Origin of the sequence: Actinoplanes sp. TFC3 (genome assembly GCF_001553785.1) — a bacterium.
In the GTDB taxonomy this organism is placed as follows: Bacteria; Actinomycetota; Actinomycetes; order Mycobacteriales; family Micromonosporaceae; genus Actinoplanes.
Window position 1 is genome coordinate 76,516 of the sequence record NZ_LOJP01000009.1, and the last position, 22,014, is coordinate 98,529.

At 70.2% G+C, this 22,014-nt stretch carries 19 protein-coding genes and 1 pseudogene; 6 read left to right on the forward strand and 14 right to left on the reverse strand.

Annotated features, from left to right (window positions below):
- Positions 1-29: 29 nt before the first annotated feature.
- From TFC3_RS33585 to TFC3_RS33595, 3 genes are all read right to left on the reverse strand, one after another.
- Positions 30-1,118 carry a HAMP domain-containing sensor histidine kinase gene (locus TFC3_RS33585; RefSeq protein ID WP_067510234.1) on the reverse strand — a complete coding sequence of 363 codons (1,089 nt, stop codon included), beginning with the start codon at positions 1,116-1,118 and terminating at the stop codon, positions 30-32.
- Entirely contained in the window at positions 1,115-1,774 is a 660-nt protein-coding gene (locus TFC3_RS33590; protein ID WP_067510236.1) for a response regulator transcription factor, read from the reverse strand. Before TFC3_RS33590 ends, TFC3_RS33585 begins: the two co-directional genes overlap by 4 nt.
- Positions 1,775-2,014: 240 nt before the next feature.
- Positions 2,015-2,632 (reverse strand): TetR/AcrR family transcriptional regulator, encoded by a 618-nt coding sequence (locus TFC3_RS33595; protein WP_067510238.1) that lies wholly within the window; start codon positions 2,630-2,632, stop codon positions 2,015-2,017.
- 139 nt (positions 2,633-2,771) lie between these two features.
- Between TFC3_RS33595 and TFC3_RS33600 the strand changes: the two genes are divergently transcribed.
- From TFC3_RS33600 to TFC3_RS33610, 3 genes and pseudogenes are all read left to right on the forward strand, one after another.
- Entirely contained in the window at positions 2,772-3,695 is a 924-nt protein-coding gene (locus TFC3_RS33600) for an alpha/beta fold hydrolase (RefSeq protein ID WP_067510240.1), read from the forward strand.
- 83 nt (positions 3,696-3,778) lie between these two features.
- Entirely contained in the window at positions 3,779-4,750 is a 972-nt protein-coding gene (locus tag TFC3_RS33605; protein WP_067510243.1) for an SDR family NAD(P)-dependent oxidoreductase, read from the forward strand.
- A 64-nt stretch (positions 4,751-4,814) separates the two neighbouring features.
- Positions 4,815-5,351 (forward strand): annotated as a pseudogene (locus TFC3_RS33610) (alpha/beta hydrolase fold domain-containing protein); the annotation flags it as partial.
- A gap of 20 nt (positions 5,352-5,371) precedes the next feature.
- Here the strand turns inward: TFC3_RS33610 and TFC3_RS33615 are convergent.
- From TFC3_RS33615 to TFC3_RS33665, 11 genes are read right to left on the reverse strand one after another with little or no spacing between them, the layout of a single operon-like run.
- Complete coding sequence (locus tag TFC3_RS33615) at positions 5,372-6,979, reverse strand: GNAT family N-acetyltransferase (RefSeq protein WP_067510247.1); 1,608 nt, start codon at positions 6,977-6,979, stop codon at positions 5,372-5,374.
- Entirely contained in the window at positions 6,972-8,222 is a 1,251-nt protein-coding gene (locus tag TFC3_RS33620; protein ID WP_067510248.1) for a DUF6271 family protein, read from the reverse strand. The genes TFC3_RS33615 and TFC3_RS33620 overlap by 8 nt, the downstream gene beginning before the upstream one ends.
- Positions 8,219-9,325 carry a glycosyltransferase family 2 protein gene (locus TFC3_RS33625; RefSeq protein ID WP_067510250.1) on the reverse strand — a complete coding sequence of 369 codons (1,107 nt, stop codon included), beginning with the start codon at positions 9,323-9,325 and terminating at the stop codon, positions 8,219-8,221. The genes TFC3_RS33620 and TFC3_RS33625 overlap by 4 nt, the downstream gene beginning before the upstream one ends.
- Positions 9,326-9,348: 23 nt before the next feature.
- Positions 9,349-10,119: an enoyl-ACP reductase FabI gene (gene fabI, locus TFC3_RS33630; protein ID WP_067510252.1), complete on the reverse strand. Its 771-nt coding sequence runs from the start codon at positions 10,117-10,119 to the stop codon at positions 9,349-9,351.
- Positions 10,112-11,071 carry a ribonucleotide-diphosphate reductase subunit beta gene (locus TFC3_RS33635; RefSeq protein ID WP_067510254.1) on the reverse strand — a complete coding sequence of 320 codons (960 nt, stop codon included), beginning with the start codon at positions 11,069-11,071 and terminating at the stop codon, positions 10,112-10,114. The genes fabI and TFC3_RS33635 overlap by 8 nt, the downstream gene beginning before the upstream one ends.
- The gene (locus tag TFC3_RS33640) at positions 11,068-13,137 is read right to left on the reverse strand and encodes an HAD-IIIC family phosphatase (RefSeq protein WP_082772745.1); all 2,070 of its coding nucleotides are present in this window, start codon (positions 13,135-13,137) and stop codon (positions 11,068-11,070) included. The genes TFC3_RS33635 and TFC3_RS33640 overlap by 4 nt, the downstream gene beginning before the upstream one ends.
- Before the next feature lie 48 nt (positions 13,138-13,185).
- Positions 13,186-14,793: an ABC-F family ATP-binding cassette domain-containing protein gene (locus TFC3_RS33645; RefSeq protein ID WP_067510258.1), complete on the reverse strand. Its 1,608-nt coding sequence runs from the start codon at positions 14,791-14,793 to the stop codon at positions 13,186-13,188.
- Entirely contained in the window at positions 14,790-15,602 is an 813-nt protein-coding gene (locus TFC3_RS33650) for a glycosyltransferase family A protein (protein WP_067510260.1), read from the reverse strand. The genes TFC3_RS33645 and TFC3_RS33650 overlap by 4 nt, the downstream gene beginning before the upstream one ends.
- Positions 15,599-17,122, reverse strand: coding sequence for an FAD-binding protein (locus tag TFC3_RS33655; RefSeq protein WP_082772746.1), 1,524 nt, complete (start codon positions 17,120-17,122; stop codon positions 15,599-15,601). The genes TFC3_RS33650 and TFC3_RS33655 overlap by 4 nt, the downstream gene beginning before the upstream one ends.
- Before the next feature lie 25 nt (positions 17,123-17,147).
- Positions 17,148-17,846: an SDR family oxidoreductase gene (locus TFC3_RS33660; protein WP_067510262.1), complete on the reverse strand. Its 699-nt coding sequence runs from the start codon at positions 17,844-17,846 to the stop codon at positions 17,148-17,150.
- A 39-nt stretch (positions 17,847-17,885) separates the two neighbouring features.
- Entirely contained in the window at positions 17,886-19,187 is a 1,302-nt protein-coding gene (locus TFC3_RS33665; protein WP_067510265.1) for an MFS transporter, read from the reverse strand.
- A gap of 408 nt (positions 19,188-19,595) precedes the next feature.
- Between TFC3_RS33665 and TFC3_RS33670 the strand changes: the two genes are divergently transcribed.
- From TFC3_RS33670 to TFC3_RS33680, 3 genes are all read left to right on the forward strand, one after another.
- Positions 19,596-20,885 (forward strand): aldehyde dehydrogenase family protein, encoded by a 1,290-nt coding sequence (locus TFC3_RS33670; RefSeq protein WP_082772748.1) that lies wholly within the window; start codon positions 19,596-19,598, stop codon positions 20,883-20,885.
- Positions 20,882-21,424: a hypothetical protein gene (locus TFC3_RS33675; protein WP_067510269.1), complete on the forward strand. Its 543-nt coding sequence runs from the start codon at positions 20,882-20,884 to the stop codon at positions 21,422-21,424. Before TFC3_RS33670 ends, TFC3_RS33675 begins: the two co-directional genes overlap by 4 nt.
- The coding region (locus TFC3_RS33680; protein ID WP_255363822.1) for a thiamine pyrophosphate-binding protein at positions 21,421-22,014 on the forward strand (594 nt) is incomplete at its 3' end. The genes TFC3_RS33675 and TFC3_RS33680, both read left to right, overlap by 4 nt.

A 22,014-nucleotide genomic window follows, 5' to 3' on the forward strand; every position in this document is an offset into this window, starting at 1 on the left:
GACGCATTCGGGGACCGTAAACGAGTTCCTTACTCTTTCCTTATGCCGTCCGCGGCGGGCAGCGTCACCGCCACCTGGAGGCCGTCGTGACCGGTGGAGCTGGCGGCGATGGTGCCGTCGTGAGCGTGCACGATCGAACGCGCGATGGTCAGACCCAGTCCGACCCCGCCGCTGTGGTCGATGCGGACACCGTTGAGCCGCCGGAACGGCTCGAACAAGCCCACCACGGACTCGGCCGGGACGTCGTCACCGGTGTTCGCCACGACCAGCGCCGGATCATCGCCCACCAGGACCCGCACGGTGCCACCCGGCCGGTTGTACTTGATCGCGTTCTGCACGAGATTGTTAACCAGGCGTTCCAGCAGCACCTGCTCGCCGATCACGAACCGTGGCACGAGCTGCGTGGTGACAGTCACCGTCGCCTCGGACGCCCGGGAACGGTGCTCGGCCACCACGGCAGCGACAATGCTGTCGAGGCGCAGCGGGCTGCGGGAGGCAAGCCCGCGATCGCTCTCGCTCAGCACGAGCAGCGCCTCGATCAGACGTACATTGCGCTCGTTGGTCTCCAGTAGTTGCTCAGTCACCGCGCGCAGCTTCTCGGGGCTGGGGTTGCGGGCCAGGCTGACCTCGATGAGCGTGCGCTGCACGGCGAGCGGGGTGCGCAGCTCATGTGAGGCGTCGGCGGCGAACCGGCGCTGCGACTCGTAGCCGGCTGCCATCCGGCCGACCATGCCGTTGACCGCCCCGGCCAGCTCCACCATCTCCCCACCGCGGCGCGGGCTGCGCACCCGGTAGGCGAAGTTCTGCGGGCCGAGGGCGTCGATCTGACCCGCGAGGTCACGGATCGGCCGGACCGCCCAGTTGAGCAAAGCCACGGCCAGCGCCAGCACAACCAGGGGAATGACGATCAGAAAGGTGCCGGTCGTGTCCACCGGCTCGTACATCTTCCGGCAGATCAAAGTGGTCGAGATCCGGCCCGAGGGCAGGATGCAGCCGGGATCCAGCAGGCTCTGCCACAGCGCCGCCGCCTGCTCCGCAGCACCGAGGGCGAACATCCCGGCGAGCAGGACCACAACACAGATCAACGCGGCCCGCCAGCGCGGAGAGCGCAGCGTCATGCGCCGAGCCGATATCCCGTACGCGGAACGGTGTGGATGACCGGCGGGTCGCCCAGCTTCCTGCGCAACGTCATCACGGTCACCCGGATGACGTTGGTGAAGGGGTCGGTGTGCTCGTCCCACGCCTGTTCAAGCAGGTCTTCGGCGCTCACTACGGCGCCGTCTGCCTGCAGCAGCACCTGCAGCACGGCGAACTCCTTCGGCGTCAGCCGCAGCGTCAGCCCATCCCGCGAGGCGGTGTGTTTCGGTACGTCGAGAACGATCCCGTCGCGTTCCAGGACCGGGTTGCGCGCGGCGTTAGCGCGCCGGCCGAGCGCCTGCACCCGCGCCACCAGCTCGGCGAACGCGAACGGCTTGGTCAGATAGTCGTCGGCGCCCAGGCCGAGACCCTCGACCCGGTCACGGATCCCGCCCGCCGCGGTGAGCAGCAGCACCCGGGTGTCGAGGCCAGCCGCGATCATCTCCCGGCACACCTCGTCGCCCGTGGCACCCGGCATGTCCCGATCCAGCACCGCCACGTCGTAACGGTTCACGCTCACCCGCTCCCGGGCGGCGTTCCCCTCGTACACGACATCGACGGCCATCGCGAAGTCCCGCAACCCGTCGGCCACCGTGTCGGCCAGCACACGTTCGTCATCGGCCACCAGCACCCGCACTCCGCTACCCCCTACCTGCCATGATCCGTAACCTTGTCAGCCATGGCATAAGGAATCGATAAGGTCGCCCGCGAGTCCCCCGGCTGGGTCTTGGCGACGCGTTCGGCGCGGGCACCGGATCAGGCGCCAGGGCCGGCGCCGGCACCATCGGCTCGGGCGTCTCGACCGCTGCTGACTCCCAGAGCGAACACCGCTTTTCCTCAACACCGGGCGGTGACCGGATCGCCGTCGAGCAGGCGGTCAGCCGATGGCGGGGTCCGGCTGCCACAGCTCGGGCTGTTCTTGCTTCAACCCGCTGACCAGCAGCGTGACGGTGCGGCGGACGTCGTAGTCCGGGTCGGGCGAGGTCCAGGCCACGAGGTCACCGACGGCGCGGATCAGCTGGTACGCCGTGATCGGGGCGACCACCTCCTCTGCCTTGCGGGCCGCGTCGAGCAGGTCGGTCAGCACGGGTACGAGCCGGTCGATGAAGAGCAGGTGCAGGGCGGTGAAGCCGTCCGCGTCGCCCTGCCAGACGCGGGCGAGCCCGTGTTTCGTACCGAGGAAGTCGACGAACAGGTGGATCCAGCTCAGGACGGCGGCGAACGGCGACGGGGCCGCCGCGAGCAGGGCCGGTCCCGCCTGGGCGCACGACTCGATCTGGTGGCGGTACACGGCGACGACCAGGTCGGAGCGTGCCGGAAAGTGCCGGTAGAGAGTCCCCACGCCGACTCCGGCAGCCGCCGCGATCTCCCGGACCGGAGCATCCACCCCGGAGGAGGCGAACACGGCCGCGGCCGCCTCCAGCAAGGAACGCTCGTTGCGCTGCACATCCGAGCGCCGGCGCGGCGGCTGAGGATGCGGCGCGGAAGTGCCCATGCCGCGATCATCGCACGAAAACAAGCTCAGCGGAACTATGTTCCACTTCACTTTGCGACCCGGAACCGCGTTCCGTATCGTGAACGGAGCGACGTTCCGTTCTGGCGGACGTCGTCTCATCATTGCGAAAGGGCTTTCCATGTCATCTCTCGAGACGCAATCCCGCAACGCTGCGGCACAGGTCATCAGCGTGCGCCCGGTGACGCTGCCAGCACCCACGCGTGGGGCCGATCTGCAGGTCCGCATCACCGCACCCGCCGCAGGCGGCAACCTTGCGGTGATCGTCTTCGCTCACGGCTTCGGACAGTCCATGAGCGCCGGCGACCCCCTCGTGGACCACTGGACGGCTAACGGGTTCGTCGTTGTGCAGCCCACGTTCCTCGACTCCACCACGCTCGGCCTGACGCCCAACGACCCCCGCTACCCCACGATCTGGCAGACCCGCGTCGACGACCTCGAGCACGTCATCGACGACCTCGACACAATCATCGCCGCGGTCCCCGGCCTGACCGGACGCGTCGACACTGGCCGGCTCGCCGCCGCCGGGCACTCCTGGGGCGGACAGTCCATCGGCATGCTGCTCGGCGCCCGCGTGATCGGCGCCGACGGGCAGCCCGGCGAGGACCGCACCGACAAGCGCGTCAAAGCTGGCGTGCTGCTGTCCACCACCGGAATCTCCCGCGGCGACCTGACGCCCTTCGCCCAGCAGAACTTCGCGTTCATGAGCCCGGACTTCACCCAGCTCACCACACCGTCGATCGTCATCGCCGGCGACCACGACCAGTCACCGTTGTCCACCCGCGGCCCGGACTGGTTCACCGATGTCTACCACCACAGCCCCGGCGCCCAGCACCTCGTCACTCTCTCCGGCGGCGAGCACACCCTCGGCGGCATCCAGGACTACACCTCGACGGCCACCACCGACGAGAGCCCCGAACGCGTCGACCTGGTCCGTCGCACCACCACGGCCTTCCTGCAGAAGGCTCTCGGCATCAGCGAAGCCGCGTGGGCCGAGGTGACCGCGTCGTCCCACGAGCCGGCCGGTCGCATCGACTCCAAGTAGTCGGGACGGCGTCGGCCAAGGTCGCCCCTCACCCCGGCCGGCGCCCGTCCCGTCCGACCCTCAAGGCGAGAAAGCAGACCCCCATGCCCCAGATCCCCCTCAACACTCCGTTCACCGCCGCCTCCACCACCGCCGATGTCCTGCACGGCGTCGACCTGCGCGGCCGCGAGGCCGTCGTCACCGGCGGGCACAGCAGGCTCGGCCGCGAGGTGACCCGTGCCCTCACGACAGCCGGCGCAACGGTCACCGTCGCGGCACGAAACCCCGCACAGGCTGCCGCAGCCCTCCACGGCCTCCCCGGCGTACACATCGAACAACTGGACCTCACCGACCCCGCCTCGATCGACGCCTTCGCCACCGGGCGCATCGATGCCAGCCGCCCCGTGCACATGCTGGTCAACAACGCGGCGGTGATGTTCGGACCGCAACGGCGGCTCGACACCCGCGGTCACGAGCTGGCGTTCTCCACCTCTCATCTCGGGCACTTCCACCTCACTCGCATGCTCCTGCCGGCCTTGCGCGAAGCCGGCAATGCCCGTGTTGTCACCGTGACCTCCGGCGCCGCGCGCTTCGGCGCCATCCGCTGGAACGACCTGAACTTCGCAACCGGATACGACCCCGTGGCCGCGTACGCGCAGGCCAAGCTGGCTAACGTCCTGTTCACCGTCGAGCTCGACCGCCGCTTCGCGGGTGCGGGGCTGCGAGCCTTCGCCGCACATCCCGGCGTGGTCATCGGACCGGGCCCGCATTCGTGGCAGGTGCTCGACTCCTACCGGGCCCAGGGCCTCGTTGACGAGCACGGCACTACCGTCATCGACCCCGGAGCAGGCAAGAAGACTGCCAGCCAGGGCGCTGCAACGATCGTTTTCGGGGCCGCCAGCCCGCTGCTCGACGGCATCGGCGGGGTATATCTCAAAGACAACGACATCGCCGTGCTCGATGACGAGCGGCGGCCGGTGACCGCGAGCAGCATCCCTACCGACGCCAACTCGGCAATGCTCGACCCCGAACAGGCGCGGCGACTTTGGGACGTAAGCGAGCAGTTGCTGGCCTGAGCAAACCTTCCGCGAATTCGCCGGAGACTTCTTTACGGTCGGTCAATGTCCGTGGTGCGCGCGGCGGTCATCCTGTCCCGCCGACACCAGCAGGGTGGTCCTGGCCGGAGCCAGCGGCGGCGCCCACATCGTCGGGCAGTTCGCGCTCGCTCAGACCAGCGCCGGCTACGCCCGGGCGAGCGGCGTGCCCCAGGTCATGATCGGAAACCTCAAGGCCGTCGTGCTCGACAGCGCCGCGCTCGACCCACGCCGGGTGTCCCGTACCCAGACTCCCGCCTTGTTCGCGGACTGGCTGTTCAGCCTGGCCGAGCGCACATACTTCGGCGACTCGGACGAGAAGCTGGACCGGGGCAACCTGATCAAGCACGTGACCGCCGGCTTCCCGGCCACTTTTCTCGCCGACGGCAACACCGCGACCTTTCCCGATCAGTCCCAGGACATGCACGAACGGCTGGACGCCCTCGGCGTCACCAACGCCCTCGACCTGCCCTCCCGTGACGAGGCTGAACTGGGGCACGGCTATATGGCAGTGGCCTCGCGGTGGACCGACGACTACAACCGGCGGAAGATCGCCTTCCTCGACCGTGTGCTCAACCGCTGAAGCGGACGTCCTCGACGACGCTATTCCTGCAGATCGCGGCTCATGTAGACGGCGTGCGGGCCGTAGGTGGCGGGCAGGGTGATCTCGGGGTGCACGCGGAAGCCGCAGGCGTTCCAGAAGCCGGCGGTGCCGTCAACGGAGATCAGCGAGATGCTGTCGTAGGCCAGGGCGCGGGCGGTGTCGGTGAGATGCTGCACCAGGCGTTTGCCCCAGCCGCGGCCCCGCAACCCGGCGCCGATGACGATGTCGTGCAGGTGCAGGCCGCCGGAGGGCACGGCGGCGGGTTCCGGTCGGCGCAGATCGGGAAATCCTTTCGGAGGGTACGGCAAAGCGAGCACGTAGCCACCGATCCGGTCGTCCGACTCGATCACGAACGAGGTTGCCGGGTGCGCCCGGGATCGCAGGGCCTCCGGGCTTTCCGAGAGGCCGGCTGAGGCGTACGCGCCGGCTTCGAGGGCGCTGATGGCGGCCCAGTCGCGAGCTTCGATCGGGCGCAGCCGCTCGGCGCGCACGCTGTGGCAGGGCAGCGGGTCGAAGCCGTTGAACCCAGTGGTGGTGTAGCTGACGGCGTACGCCCCGGCCGAATGGATCCACACCGGGTCACCGGATTGCAGACCGGCGGGGACGAGCACCGGGTCGGCGCCGGCCAGCACATCATCGCTGTCGCAGCTGGGCCCGGCCACGACGGCGGGCACCAGCGGCTGCCCGGTAGCGGTGGGAAAGGTCAGCGGATAGCGCAACTGGTCGCCCTCGTAGAGCCCGTTGAACCGCCCGCAGGTCAGGTAGAGCCAGGGCTGGCGGCGCCCGGTGAGGCGGGCCACCCGGGCGCGGATGACGCCGTGATCGGCGACCAGGTGCCGGCCGGGCTCGATGACGAAACCAAGCTCCTCGTCGCCGGCTGCCGCCCGCAAGCGGTGCAGGCCGGCTCGGATGGCGGCGAAGATGGCGGCCAGGGGTGGGTGCAGGCCGGGATGCCCAAGCGCGGGCAGGCCACCGCCGAGGTTGACGTGTTCGAGCCGGATGTCCTCGGCAAGCAGGCCGAGGATGAGCGGTTCGAGGGTGCCGAAGGCCGCTTCCCAGGCCGCCACGGTCATCTGCTGCGACCCGACGTGCAGGGACAGCCCGGCCGGGCGCAGGCCGAGCCGGCGCGCCTCGGCGAGCACGGTGATCGGGTCGTCGGTCCCGCATTTGCCGGTCAGCCCCCACACCGCACCCTGCCCGGTGGTGGACACCCGGCAGAACACGGTGCTACCGGGGGCGTACCGGGCGATCGCTTGGACGTCCTCGATGCAGTCGGTGGCGTACAGGGTGATGCCCAGACGGCAGGCAACGGCGATGTCCTCATCGGACTTGATGGTGTTGCCATAGTGCACGTTCTGCGGGCTGATCCCGGTGCGCAGCGCCTGGCGGATCTCGCCCGGGCCGGCGGCGTCGAAGCCCGCACCGGCTTGGGCCAGGGCGCTCAGCACGTCGTCGACCGGGCAGGCCTTCATGGCGAAACGAACCCGTACGCCCGGTAGTTCGGCGCGCAACTGCCGGTACTGCTGCTCGATGCCGGTGAGGTCGTAGATGATCCGGTCGCTGTCCGCGGCGGCCAGCGCTGCGGTGAGGTGGCGGGGCTCAGACATCGCGCAGCTGTGTCCGGCGGGCAGCGGCGATCAGCTCGGCCCACGCGTCGATCAGGACCGCGTAGTCGTCGATGTCGCGGCGGGCCTCGACGAGCAGGGGGTCCCGCCGTTCGCGGACCGCGTCGGCGACCGTGGTGAACCGCCCGCCGAGCCGCCGGTAGGCCTGTTCCAACTGGTCGGCCTTGCGTTCGTTGGGTTCGCGCGCTTGCCAGGTGCTGGCCCGTGCGATTGCGGCGATGGTGGCCGGGTCGTCGTTGCTCAGCCGCTGGTAGATGAAGTGGAAGTAGTACATGGACAGGATGAACTTGGTGAAGCGCAGCTGGTAGGCGAGAAAACCCGCGTCGCTCTTGCGTTCGCCGGTGTGGAAGTTGACGATGTGCCGGTTGTGCAGGACGGCGGGCAGGCCGGCTCGGTGGGCCACGTGGATGAGGAAGTAGTCGCTGCCGATGGTGTCGGTGGCCGGCGGCAACGGCACGCGTTCGTGCAGCCCGTGGAACGCGATGTTGTGCATGTCGACGCGCAGGGGGTCGACCACCGACAGCAGCGAGGAGTCGCCGTCGAACGGCTCGCCGCCGGTGAACGACTCCTCGACCAACGCGCGCTTCTCCGCCTCGGTGCTGCCTTCCGCGGCCCACAGGCTGACCAGGTCGTAGTAGGCGTCGTGGTCGCGGATGCCGGCGAGGTCGACGGACATGTCACCGACGAACGACGCCCCAGCCATGACCACCGGCAGGTCGCGGCGGTCCTCGTCGAGCTGGACGTCGGTGGTCACCACCTCACGGGCGGGCCGGCCCAGCGCCGCCACCTCCACGTCGATCGGGAACACCTTGCGCCCGGCGTGGGTCTGGAAGTAAAGATCGGAGTCGCGCCGGTGCACCGACGTGCAGCCCAGCGCCGCCGCGATCAGGAACGCCCGGTTGGTGCAGGCGCCGTATGACAGGCCGCGGGGCAGCATGAGGTCGAGCAGCAGGTCGGGCTTGGTCACGTCGGCCGAGTGGATGACCTGGTCGAGGAAGGCACGCTGGTGGGCCTCGTCGAGGTGGCAGATACCGGGGACGCCGGCGAGCGCCTGGGCGTGGGCCTCGAAGTGATCCGAGGAGTCCAGCACGAGCAGTTGCACCTCGACGTCGCCTCGGGCGGTGGCGTGCTGGGCTTCAGCGACAACCTCGGCGAGCGTGGCGGCGCATTCCCGGTTGGTCGGCACCACCAGGCAGATGCGGCGCCGGTTCGCGGTGTGGTTCATGTGTTTCCCCCGTACGAAAGAGCCAGGATGCGCGTGCGCTGGCGGGCGCACGGCCGCGAGAAGTACAGAAGTTCGTGTGGTGTGGGCAAGCACTGCACCGCGCCGGCGAGGTCGGCGCCGGTGCTGTCGTCGATCACCACCAGGTTGCCGGCGGCGGCCAGGTTGGGCAGCCGGGTCAGCGCGGCCGCGGCGGTGGCGTCGCCGGCTTCGAGGAGCTGGTAGGTCAACGGCTGCGGCAGCCGCCCGGCCAGGGCGCGGGCGGCGTACTCGAAGCGCTGCATGCCATGCTCCCAGGTGATCTCCGGGCGGCCGAGCACGGACTGCGCGACGATTTCCGGGGCGTTGCCGTGCTTGACCGCGAACCGGCGCAGGTTGCGGCGCCACTCGGCGAACATCCGCGCGGTCACTTGCTGCTCGTGCTGGTGGTACACGAGCGCGGCCGGGTTGTAGGCGAAGGCCAGCCCGTGCTGGTGCAGGCGGTAGCCGAGTTCGGTGTCCTCAAACCCCCAGCCACGAAACGACTCGTCGAAGCCGCCAACGCTGAGCAGGTGCTCGCGGCGGACCGAGGCGTTGCAGCTGTACAGGTGATGCCAGCGGCCGGCCAGGTTGTTCAGGTTGGCCGAGAAGTGCTCGTAGACGGCTTCGCGGCTGTCCGGGGTACGCACCGGTGGCAGGGCTTGCTGGGTGAACCGGCGGGCGAGCAGGTCGCGGTCGAGCGGTCCGGGGGCCAGCTCGTCGCGCCGGCCGATGACCACCAGGGCGGTGCTGAGCTCGTGGTAGCGGGCGTGTTCGGCCAGCAGCCGCGGGGTGACGACCTGGTCGGCGTCGACCATGAGCACGAGGTCGCCGCTCGCGCGGTGGATGCCGGCATTGCGGGCGGCGCTGCGACCCGAACTCGGGGTGCGCGGCAGGGTTTCCCAGCTCAGCTCGTACGGCGCCGGGTACGAGGCCAGCATGGCGGCGGTGCCGTCGTCGGAACCGTCGTCGATGACGACCACTTCGAAGCTGTGCTGCGCGGGTAGCTGGGTGTGCGCGAGGGTGAGCAGGCACAGTTCCAGCCCGGCCCGGGAGTTGTAGGCGGGTATGACAACGCTGATCTTCACAAGGGCTTCTTCCGGGGGACGGTTCACGCCATGGCGTGGTAGCCGCCGTCGACGTGGATGACGCTGCCGGTGGTGGCACGGAACTGCGGCGACAGCAGGGCCACACAGGCGGCGGCCACCGGCCCGGGATCGGTGGGATCCCAGCCCAGCGGAGCGCGGTGCTGCCAGGCGGTCTCGGCTTCGCTCTCACCGGGTACGGCCGAGCCTGCCGCGGTGCGCAGCGGCCCGGCCGACACCAGGTTGACCCGGATGCCGGCCGGGCCGTACTGCGCGGCGAGCGCCCTGGCCGTGGCTTCGAGCCCGGCCTTGGCCACGCCCATCCAGCCGTAGCCCGGTGAGACCCGCCGGGCGTCGAAGTCCAGGCCCACGATCGCCGCGCCGACGGGCATCAGCGGACGGGCCGCCTCGGCCAGCGCGGCCAGCGAGTGCGCGGACACCCGCAGGGTGGTGGCCACGTCGGACCAGGGCGCGGCGAGAAAGCCCGCGCCGAAACAGCTCGCCGGCGCGTAGGCGATCGCATGCACCAGCCCGTCGACTCGGTCCATATGCTCGCCTGCGCGCGCGGCCAGCGAGGCCAGGTTTGCCTCGTCGGTGACGTCCAGGTCGAGCACGGGCGCCGGTTCGGGCAGCTGGGCGCTGAGCCGGCGGACCAGGCTGGGCCGGCCGTACGCGGTGAGCACGACGCGAGCGCCCTGCAACTGCGCCTCGCGGGCGACGGCGTACGCGATCGATCGGGGGGTGATGACCCCGGTGATCAGCAGCCGCCGCCCGGCCAGCAGTGCGTTCTCAGGCATCGGCGGGTTCGGCGCCGGGCGGCGTGAACGGGCGCGCGGCAACCGTCAGGATGTGGTCGATGGAGGTGCGGGGCAGGTCCAGCTGGACCATCCGGCGCTCGAGTTCCTTGGTGAGTTCCCGGGCCGTACGGCGGGCGTGCGCGGTTTCCTTGGTTCCCCGCTGCTCGATGTGGACGGCCAGCGGCGCGCAGTGCTCCAGCACGTCCATCACCGCGTCGTGATGTCCTTCGTGCAGGCCCTGGCGCAGCGCGTGCATGCCGTAGCTGACGTGGCGGGACTCGTCGCGGGCCATGGCGATGAAGCCGGCTTGCAGGCCGGGCAGAACCTGGCGGTGCCGCAACCCCTTGATCAGGTTGCGCTGGGCGTTGAGGGCGAGCACCCCCTCGGTGATGAGGTGGAAGTGGGTGACCGCGCGGATCCAGCGGCCGTAGTCCGAGGGCTTCTCGGCCAGGTCGCGGACCAGATCGGCTTCCACGACGCTGAGCTCGCGGTGCGCCTCGGTCATCTCGGCCCAGATCAACGGCAGCATGGAGCGCAGGTCGCCGTCCATGCCGAGCAGGTCAACGGCGATCTTGGCCAGCAGCACCGTGTGCCGGGACTCGTCGGCGACCTGGGTGCCCAGGTAGATCAGGCTCTGCTCGTCGGGGCAGCCGCCGAGGATGGGCCCGAGCAGATCGAGCCCGGTGTACTCGCCGACCACGAACGTGTTGAGCAGCTCCCGGATCTTGGTGCGGATCAGCGGCGGGAGGGCATCGAAGTCCTCGCGGTCGGGTGCCAGCGGCACCGCTTCGGCCTCCCACTGCTGGGTTTCCCAGCGGCGGTACAGGGCCATGGGCCCGAGCCGCTGCCCGAAGATCGACTCGGCGTGGGTGCTGACCTGACCGATCGGCACCTGCGGCAGGTGCGTCAGGTCGGCAGAGTCCATCAGTAGCGTGCTCCAGCGGCTGCTCATCGGACGATTTCCTCCCGTACGGCGAACTGCTGCGGCAGCCCGGCGGTGTCGACAAGGGTGGCGCCGGGGGCGAGCACGAACTCACCGTCGGCGGCAGGGGTGAAGCCGGCCCGGACGAACACGTCCTGGGCGGCGTGGTTGCGCTCGGTGCGCACGATGCGCCCGGTGATGGGCGTGCCGGGGTCGCGCCGGCTCAGGCAGGTGGCCACGAAGCCCGGGCCGACGTCCAGGCCGATGACGCGGCAGCTTACGGCGAGCGCCACGACGGTGCCATTGGCGATGAGGCAGGCGCCGACGGTGCCGTACCCGGCGAAGCGGTCCGACACCGCCATGAGCCACAGCTCGGCGCCACCGGTGGTCATGGCGGCGAGTTCGGCTTCGGTGGTGCGCCACGCGGTGGTGGTGAACTGGTTGGTGCGGTTGAGCAGTTCGGCGGCGCGGGGCAGATCGCCGGGCTGTGCCTGCCACACCGTCGCCGAGACGTCGAGCTCACGCAGGAAGTCGTCGCCGTTCTCCTCGATCAGTTCGGCGCGGCGCAGCATGGCCCGGGTGGTTTCGGTGCGCTGCTGGGCTTCGTCGGTGGCGGCGGCCGCCTCCAGACCGGGCTCGGTGAGCAGGAACTCACGGAACTGCGCGACGTCGATTTCGGGCACTCGCACGCCGGGCAGGTGCCGGCGTACCTCCGCGCGTTCCACGGGGTTGTCGTCCAGGAACAGCGTGGCCTCGGGGGCGACGCCCAGCCGGGTGCAGAGGTCGGCGATGTTGGCCGATTTGGCCTGCCAGTTGATGCGGTGCAGCACGAAGTCGTCGGGCATGGCCAGCTGGGCGTCCGGGGCGCAGGACCAGGCCTGCAGGGTCACCGCTTCGGTGCCCTTGCTGCAGGTGGCCAGCAGCACCCCGCGGCGGCGCAGCACCTTGAGCGCCTGGTGCACGCCGAGGTGGATCCACCGGCTGGTGGCGTCGCTCTGCACCCAGGAGAACCCGTCGTCGGCGGCGATGCCGGGCCACAGGGTGTTGTCCAGGTCCACCACCACCAGCTTGATGCGATCCCGGCCGTGGTGGGCGGTGTACCCGGCGACGTACTCCTCGGCCAGGGCATCGCCGAGCGCTGGAAGCTGGTTGGGCGTCTCGACGGCGGGGTCGGGGCGGCCGCCGTGGTGGCCGAAGGGGAACATCAGGTCGTCGAACAGGTTCGCGGCGCCGTACCGGGCGGCGAGGCGTTCCTCGTCGAGCACGAACAACGACGGGTGCTCGCGGACCTGCTCGTCGACGTGCCGGTTGAGTTCGGCCACGATCTCGCGGTGGCTGAGTTCGTGGCGGAAGTCGTAGCGCCCGAACGGTGACACGGCCAGCGGCGCCACGTTGTGGACCATCCCGAAGCGGGGGCCCAGCGCCGCCGCGAATTCCGCGATCGCCGAGCTCAGCGCCCGCTTGGTCACGGTCAGCCGGCGGCGGCGCTCGGCCGCGGAAACAAAGACACCGTCGTCCCACAGGCCCGTGAGGAAGGGCTGCACCGTGGGCTGCAGCACGGCCAGATCGGGCTGGTGCCGCTCGACGAGTCCGGCCAGCCGGCCTCGGATGGACGGCCATTCGTGCGTGGGTGTGATCGCTAGCCCGCGGCGCAGCCCGGCGCGTACCAAGGCGTCGGCGGCGAACTGGGCGACGCAGCCGCCGATCAGCATCGCCCGTACGGGCTGCAGCTCCTGCGGGCCCGTGGCGAGATCAGCGGCGGTGATCGCGGTGGGTTGCCAGTAGGCGTCCAGCTCGCCGTCCGCGAGCACCTCGGGCAGCTCGGTCACGGGCGCGGCCGGCTGGTCGCTGCCGGTCAGGAAGCCGCGCTGCAGCAGGAATTCGATGAAACGGCCGGCCGCGTCGCGGTGCGCCGGGTCCACCGCCTCGGTCAGTTCTTGCCGGGTCGACCCGGCGGTGGCGGCTTGCTCGCACAGGCCCACCCATTCAGCAGCGATGGTGATCCGCTGCAACTGCACCACATCAACGAGCACGTGATGCCCTGATATCGGTATCAACCGGACATGATTGCCCAGCCGAAGTCGTACGTCCCCCATGGTTTCTCCTTCGTTGCCCGGCGCTCAGGCCGGAGTTGCGCAGTGGCGCTACAACGCCGTCACGTCGATCTCGTGCGTGAACGTCACCGCTTGGGCGAGCCGGCGGTCGTGGGTGACCAGAAGAACGGTCCCCGGGTACGTCGCCAGCGCCTGTTCCAGTTGCTCGATCGCCTCCAGGTCAAGGTGGTTGGTGGGTTCGTCGAGGATCAGGCAGTTGGACTTGCGAGCCTGAAACAGCGCCAGGCCGGTGCGGGTCCGCTCGCCGGGGCTCAGCGAATCCGCGGGGCGCAGCACCACGTCGGCGCCCACCCGGAACTTCGCCAGCAGGGTGCGGGCCTCCTCGGCGGGCTGGGCGCTGAGCCGGCGGAACACCTCGAGCAGCGGCTCCGGACCGCGCAGCGCAGCCCGGCTCTGTTCCAGCTCGCCGAGGAGCACGCCCGGACCGATGGAGCGTTCCCCGCCGGCCAGCGGCAACCGGCCGAGCAGCGCCTGGATCAATGTGGACTTGCCGGAGCCGTTCGGGCCGCTGATGCGTACCCGATCGCCCGCGGCGACAGTGAGGCTGAGCGGTCCCAGCCGAAGGTCGCCGCGCTCGATGATGGCGTCGCGCAGCGTGAAGACCACGCGGGAACCGGCTTCCGCGGCGGCGATGGACAGCCGCAGCTCCCACGGCTCGCGGGGTTCCTCGACAACCTCGAGCCGGTCGGCGGCCTTCTTGGTGGCACCGGCTTTCGCGGCGACACCCTGCGCCGAGGTTTTGTTCTTGTGGCGGATGAACTTGTCCTGCTCACCGCCGGCCGCGTTGCGCCGCTGCCCCGCCTCGGCCCACTCCCGCATCCGCCGGATGCGCTCCTGCATGGCCTGCTGGCGGGCGGCGTACTCGGCGTAGTTCTGCTCGGCACGGTGGCGGTCGTTGGCCCGCTCGGCCTGGTATGCCGCCCAGCCGCCGGTGTACAGCCGCCCGGAGCGGGTGAACTCGTCGATCTCGAACACCCGGGTGGCGACCCGTTCGGCGAACGCCCGGTCGTGCGAGACCGCCACGATGCCGCCGCGGAAACCGGTGACGTACTGCTCCATCGCGGCCAGGCCCGGCGCGTCCAGGTCGTTTGTGGTCTCGTCGAGCAGCAGCAGGTCGACGCGCATGAGCAGGACCACCGCGAGGCGCAGGCGGGCCTGCTGGCCGCCGGAGAGCGCCTCGCCGCCGCGCGACAGCACGTCATCGGGCAGGCCGAGCTGCGCGCAGACCTTTTCGCAGCGCTCCTCGAAGTCAGCTCCCCCGGCGGCCAGCCAAGCGTCGAGGGTACGTCCATAGTCATCGCCCGCCGCTGGATCTCCCGCCGCGAGAGCCTCAGCCGCCGCCTCCATCGCCGTTGCCGCCTCCGCCACGCCGGTGCGCTGAGCCAAGTGCCCGGCGAGGGTTTGCCCCTCCTGCACCTCGGTCTCCTGCGGGACGTAGCCGATCGACGGGCGGGTCACTTCACCGGCGTCCGGCTCGACCTCACCGGCCAGCACCTTGAGCAGCGTGGACTTGCCGGCCCCGTTCGGCCCGACGACCAGCACCCGATCACCGGGCCCGACGGCCAGGTCGATCGCGTCGAGCACGGGGACCGGGCCGTACAGCACCGACAGCCCGCGCGCGGTGAGGAACCCGCTCATCGCAACACCGGGGCCAGCGGCGCGTACGTCTCGTGGTTGGACTTGCCGCCCATGAAGTAGTTGACCGTCACCTGCTCGGTGCAGACCACTTCGACGTCGTTCTTGAGCAGCAGGTAGTTGAGCAGGGCATCATCGCCGAGGCCGATCTTCTGCTTCCACCGGGAGAACTGCTCGGGAAACGGGATGCGCTCGAACAGCCGGCGGCGAACCATGAGTTCGTTGGTGTCGACGCGGCCCAGCAGCACGCCGTTGAAGTGGATGCGGTCGCGCAGCACGTTCGAGCCGGGCACCACGACACCGGCCTCCACGAGCAGCGCGTACGAGCGAGCGCCCACCTTCTCGTCGTCGTTCCAGGGGTCGACGCCCTCGGGGATCAGAAACGGCGACCCGTCGTCGTTGAGCAGCCGCCGCCACCCGTGCGCCATCTCGGCCTGCGGCGCCGCCTGCAGCGCCGCCACCAGCGAGCTGAGGTGGCCAGGATCCCAGCTGTTGTCGTCATCGAGATGCGCGATCAGGTCGATGTCCGAGGCGGCGGCACCGAGGTTGCGCAGCCGGGCCACCCGCGCCCAGCGATAGTCGTCCTGCGCCTGCGGATGCGTCTCGGGCGTGGTGTTGATGACGGTGACGTGGGGAAACGCCGCGGTGAGCCGCGCGGTGTACGCCGGATCGGCCAGCACGGGACAGTTGTCGCCCACCACGATGTGCCGGATCGTCACGTCGCGCTGCGCCGCCGCCGAAGCGACCGCACGCCACAGCAGCTCCGGGCGATTGCGGGTCGGAGTAACGACGACGACATCGGCGGTGCTCATGCTTGGCCTCCCTCGGCCGGTACGGAGGCCAGCAGCCGGTCGGCCAGCACGGCGGACAATCGGCGGGCCAGCGCCATCGTGGTCAGCGACGGGTTCGCCGCGCCCAGCCGCGCGAAAGTGGCCGGGCCGGCCGCGTAAAGCCCGCTCAGCTGCGCGAACTCGTGATTCTCGGTGAGCATCGAGCCCAGCGGCAGGGTGCCGCCGTCGTGGTCCTCGGCGCCCAGCGCGCTGACCCAGCTCTGCGGCTGGCCGATCGGGTAGTTCTCCCGGTTGCGCGGCAGCACCGCCGCGTTGGTGGCGGCTGGGTCGTCGTAGTCGCCGAACCTCAGCTCACCGCTCAGGCCGAACGCGGTTGCCACAGCCGACCACACACCGGCGAGCACCTCACGCTGCGCGGCGATGACCACCCGGCCACCCGCGCCGACGTGGGCGTGCACCCGGGTGGGCCACGGATAGGCCGGCCCGGGCTCGCAGGCGACGTAGCTGCCCGGGTCGGGCGGCAGTTCGCCGTTGATTTTGACGTCGAGGACCAGTTCCGCACGGGACTCACGCCACAGCGAGACGAACAGGTTGCATTTCGCCTCGGGGACCGGCACGTAGTAGGAGCCGGGCCGCAGCGGCAACGGGCGCGGCGCCGAGCGGGAGTCGAGGCGCACGAAGAAGCCCTGGGCGAGGTGGTCGGCGAGACCGCCGAGCCGCGGTTCGGCGCCAGCCCGGGGATGCAGGGCCTGGATGGCGAGCCGGCTGCTTTCCACGGTGCCGGCGCACAGCACGACCGTATCGGCGGTCACGGGCACGGGGGCGCCGGTGTGCGGGTCGGTGACGACCACGCCGGTGACGCGGCCCTCGTGCACGCTCACCTGCCGCACCGCCGTTCCCGTGAGCAGGTGTATCGCGTCGGGGAAGCCGGTGACAGCACCGGTTGCCGGGTCCCGCCAATGGTCCAGTGGGGAGTACGCCGACCAGCGGCCGGGCTGCTCCGGATGGGTCCGGGAGGCGCGCGGGGTGGGCCGCAACGCGTAGTCACCGAGAAGCCGGACGGGGCCGGGTGAGGCGACCGTACCCTGCTCCCAGGTCAAACCGAGGTCGGTGGCGGTGCGTTCGTAGAGCGACGGGCCGCCGCGCCACGACAAGGTGAGGTCATCGACGATCGGGGCGGGCCAGTGACCGGTGTCCAGGGCCCAGTCCTCCAGCGGCAGCGTGACGCCGTACCAGTACAGCGATCGGCCGCCGAGCCGGGCGCGGATGCCGGCGTTACCGGCGAAGTGGCGGTGGCTGGCGGATTCCCACGGGCGCTGGTGGTAGGGGTCCTGGGCAGGATCGAGCCACAGATGCACGGCGGTGTCCGGGTCGTGGGCCACGTTGGTGTGCCGCAGATCCCCGGCCGGCCCGCCCTCGATCACCAGGATGTCGTCCACGCCGCCGGCGGCGAGGTGCCTGGCGGTCTCCAAGCCGGCGAAACCCGCGCCGACGATCACCACCCGGGCCCGCGAGGGCGTGCGGTCAAGCGTACGGTCCATCGTCATTGATCCTCAGTCCTTGTCCTCAGTGGCCCATGGCGGCGCCGCCATCGACCGGCAGCACCGCACCGGTCAGGTAGGCGGCATCGGCCACGAACACCACCGCGGCGGCGATCTCGGCCGGCTGCGCGGGACGGCCCACGGGTATCCGCGCGCACCAGGCGGCTCGTTGCTGCTCGTCGACGGCGGCTGTCATGTCGGTCTCGGTGTAGCCCGGCGCCACCACGTTGGCGGTGATGCCGTGCGGTGCCAGTTCACGGGTGAGCGAGCGGGCCAGCCCGATCAACCCGGCCTTGGCGGCCGCATAGTTCACCTGACCGGCCTCGCCGGCCAACGCGACGCTGGACGAGATGAACACCAGCCGCCCCCGCCGGGCGTCGAGCATGGCAGGCACGGCCCGGCGGGCGACCCGGTAGGCGGCGGTCAGGTTGGTGTCGACAACGCCGGTGAAGTCGTCGTCGCTCATCCGGGCCAGCAGGGCATCGCGGGTGATACCGGCGTTGGCGACAACCACCTCCACCGGGCCGTGTCGCTGTTCGGCGGCGTTGAACGCGCGGTCCACGGCGCCGGTGTCGGTGACGTCGCACGCCACGGCGAACAGGTCCCCTGGTGGCGGCGTGGTGCGGTAGGTGGCGGTCACCCGGTCACCAGCCGCGGCGAACGCCCGCGCGACGGCGAGCCCGATGCCGCGGTTGGCGCCGGTGACCAGAACAGATCGCTGCACTGCCGATCCTCCTTCGTACAGATCAGCAGGGACGCAGGGTCAGCCGGCGGCTTCGGCGGCGCTGACCGGCTGGGGTGCCGGTTTGCCCGCGGGTTGCGGCCGGGGGGTGAAGAAGCTGCGGGTGAGCAGCAGGATCGGGATTGCCATCACGCCGGCGATCACCGCGATGGAGACGCCCAGGCGGTCCGGTGCCACCAGCAGGCCCGCCACCGTGGCGCCCAGCAGGACGAAGACGTCGTTGCTGGGTAGCAGCATCGAGTAATAGTGGGTGAGCTCGCGTTCGGTGAACCGGGCCTGCACCTCAGCCATGTAGACCGCCGTGGCCACCGATTCCAGAATGCCGCCGGCCACCAGGAGCGCGATCGCCAGCACCGGCTGATGAGCGAACAACAGCAGCAGCCAGCAGACCGCTTCCAGCACGTTGCCGAGAATGTACATCAGGCCGGGACTGAAACGGGTGAGCCGGCCCGCCAGAATACCGCCGGCCGCTCCGCCCAGACCCATTGCCGCAATAAGATATCCGAGCATTCCGTCGATCTCGGGAAAACGGATGCGCGCGAAAGCCGGAACGAACACCGAATTCATGCCGACCACGAACACGTAGGTAAAAGCGGTGAGGGTCAGACCGAACACCATTCCGTCGCCGCGAATGATGGCGAAGAGATCCCGCGGATTGTCCAGGAACAACCGGCGCAGAATTCCCAGTGGTGATTTGGGCATTCGCGGTGGCGGCGCATCCGCCTGATGCGCGGGGTCCTCCCTGGGCCCGGGGAAGGGCCCGGCCAGCAACAGGGCCGCGATCAACGCGGTGGCGGCCTCGGCGAAGAACAGCACGGAGATGGTGCTGAAGGCCAGCACCGGTCCAACGACCACGGGACCCAGCAGCGACGCGACCCGCTGGGCGGTGACGATCAGCCCGTTGGCCTCCAATTCCCGGCCCTGCGGGGTGACCCGGGTGCGCAGCGCCAGCCGCGCCGGGGCCAGGAACATCGTGGTCAGCCCGATCAGGAAGGATAGGGCCTGGACCTGCCACAACGCGTCGGTGAAGGGGAACGCGACGGCGATCAGCGCGCTGAACACCGACGCCAGCACGGACACCTTGCGCGGGTCCCAGCGACGCACGACCTCCGACACCACGGTGCCGAGCATGATGTTCGGGATCAGCCGGATGCCCAGCGTGAGGCCGAAGTCCAGGCCGAGGCCGAAGCGGTCCAGCAGGAAGATGGGCAGGGCCACCCCGGTCACCGCGGTGCCGAGCTGGCTGATGGTGATGCTGGTGATCAGGCGGGCCAGCCCGGGTGACCGCCAGATGGACGTGCGCTGCGCCGGCTCTGCGCTCATGCGGGAGCCCCCGCGGCCAACCGCCCTGAGAGCGCTCTCTGCGCAGGCCAGAACGCCATTGACGATCCTTTCCCCCGTTGCATTGGTCATGCCCATGTCATGACCTGGCATTGATAGCTGCCGAAGAGCACTATACCTACTCGTCCGCCGCGCGGGTGCCCCTCGATCGGGGCCCACCCGGCGGACCAGCATCGGCGCGCCGCAATGGTGGCCGCCGTCGAATTTCGCGGAACCGGTCCCCCGGCGCATCGCAAGTGTAATGATCCTTGGCAATGTCGCAACCCCGTTACAGGCCTTTGGAATTGACTGAGAAAAGGGGGCAGCCGGACGTGGCAGGGTGCTGCTATCGTCCGATCCCGACACCGGCCGACTGAGCCGAGTTCGTCAGAATGCAACGGGGGAAACACCATGAATGTCAGTCATACCCGTGCGCCCAATTCCCGGTTGTTTGCCCATCGCGGCGCCGGCGACGATCACGACGGGTCGAAGTACTGCCAGGATCTGATCGACGCGATGCTGCGCCGCCAGGACGAACTCATCGAGGCGCTGACCACGATCGCCACGCATGACAGCGCCTCGGATGAGCTGCACCGCTCGATCCGCGCCCTGGCCGGCGCACGCTGGGAACTGGCCCGTAACCGACCGGCCCCGCAGGACTTGCTCGGGGTGTTCCTGCCGTCCAACAACGTGCTGTATTCGTACACGCTGATGTGTTTGATCCCGGCCCTGTACTGCCGGCGGATCGAGATCCGTCCGTCGAGCCGGGTGAAGGGCGTCATCGAGACGGTGCACGAGATCTTGGCGCCGGTGGTGCGCGCGCGCGGAGCCGGGCAACTGGCGCTGACCCGCGAGTCGCAACGGGACTTCGTGCGCTCGTGCGCCGAGGCCGACGGCGTCGTGTTCACCGGCCGGTACGAGAACGGCCTGCAGATCGCGACCCGGGTCTCGCACCGCACCAAGCTGCTGCTGTTCGGTTCCGGCCCCAACCCGTTCGTCGTGGGTCCCGCGGCCGGCACCGCCACCGCCGTCGACGACCTGCTGCGCAGCAGGCTCTACAACTCCGGCCAGGACTGCCTGTGCCCCGATGCGGTGTTCGTGCACCGTGACCGGCTCGACGACGTGGTGACGCAGCTGGAAGAGCGGCTCGCGGAACTGCCGATCGCCGACCGGCGCGACCCCGAGGCCCGGATCACTCCGCTGGTCTACGACGACGCGGTCGAGGATGCCGCGGCGTTCCTGGCCGGTCACCGCGGCCAGATCCGCTTCGGCGGCACCGTTGACGTGGCGGCCCGGACGGTGAACCCGACCATCCTGGTCACCGATCTGCACCCGGACCTGCGCCCGCCGGAGTTCTTCTCGCCGGTGTTCCTGGTCTGTGCCTACGACGACGCAGCCGACATCGAGCGCTGGGCGGCCACCCCGGCCGAGCTGGCGCGGGGCATGTACATGTCGGTATACGGCGAACCGGGGCTGACCTCGGCCATGGTCGGCACGAGCGTCGTGAACCGCGACTGCACCACGTTCGATGCCGAGGACGGCAACCGCCCGTTCGGCGGGTACGGCATGCAGGCCAGCAGTGTGCACGAGCGCGGCCGGCTCACCGCCCGCCCGTTGCTGGTGTCAGCGGAGTTCGGCGCCGCCAGGACCCAGCCCGACCTGCTCGCGGCGGCCGGCGCGGCGGCGGGTGACCCGGCATGAACCAGCCCGCCTCGCTTGCGGTGCTGGTCGCGCACTCCCCGGGCTCGGCACCGTCGCGACTGGAGAACGCCTACTTCGGCCCTGCGGTGCGCACCCTGAGCCCGGTCGCCGCGCCGGACGTGCTTCGCCACGCGATCCGCCACGCGCTCGAAGAACTCTGCGGGCCGCACCGCAACCAGGTACCGGCCTTCGTCGCGGCCGCATCCTACAGCGCCTACACGGCAACGTATTTCGCCGAACGCCACGAGGATCCGACCCGGCGCCTGCGACCGTCGCACTCGATCCAGATGGAAAGCTCCCGGCTGATCCAGGGCCTCGACGACGAGCTTGAGGTCTTCTTCCTCTGCACTCCCGGGCGCGATCTGCAGCAGTCGATGCGGGCAGCACAGGGCGCGGTCGCGGCCGGCGCCCCCGCAGCACTGGTGTGTGACATCGCCGTCGCCCCCGGAGAAGCGGACGGCAAGCCTGCCCTGTCTGCCGCCGCCCTGCTTTTGTCCGCCGTGCAGCCGGACATCATTCTTGAAGGAGCACCCGCATGAGCGCCCCCACGATGGTGCCCGCGTCGCCCGACGTCGCCGCCGGAAGCTGCTGGCCGGTAGCCGCGCAGACGTTACGTGACGCGGGCTGTGAGCTGGTTATCGGGTTGCCGGCCGACGAGCCGGGTCTGCTCGACGCCGCCGCCACCGTTGAGGGACTGACGGTGGTGCCGGTCCGTGATCAGCGGGCCGGGGCCTGCGCGGCCGTGGCAGCCGCGATGCTGACCCGCCGCCCGGTCGTGCTCGCGCTGACCACCGGACCGGCCTTCACCAACGCCCTCACCGGTCTGCTGGAAGGCATGTCGCTCGGCGCGCCGGTCGTCGTGGTGACCACTCGCATCGCCGCGGGCGAGGTCGGTCGCGGCGGTTTCCAGGAGACCGACCACCGTTCGCTGGCCCAGTCGGTGGTCAAGCAGCACCTGACGGTGGCCACCGGCGAGGATTTGACGTGGGCCCTGCGCCGCGCCGCCCACCTGGCGATCAACGGCCGTCCGGGGCCGGTCCTGGTGGAGATCAGCGCCGAGGCCACACCATCGATCAACCCCATCAACCCCCACCCTCATCCGGTACGTCCACAGCGCTCCTCCCCCGAC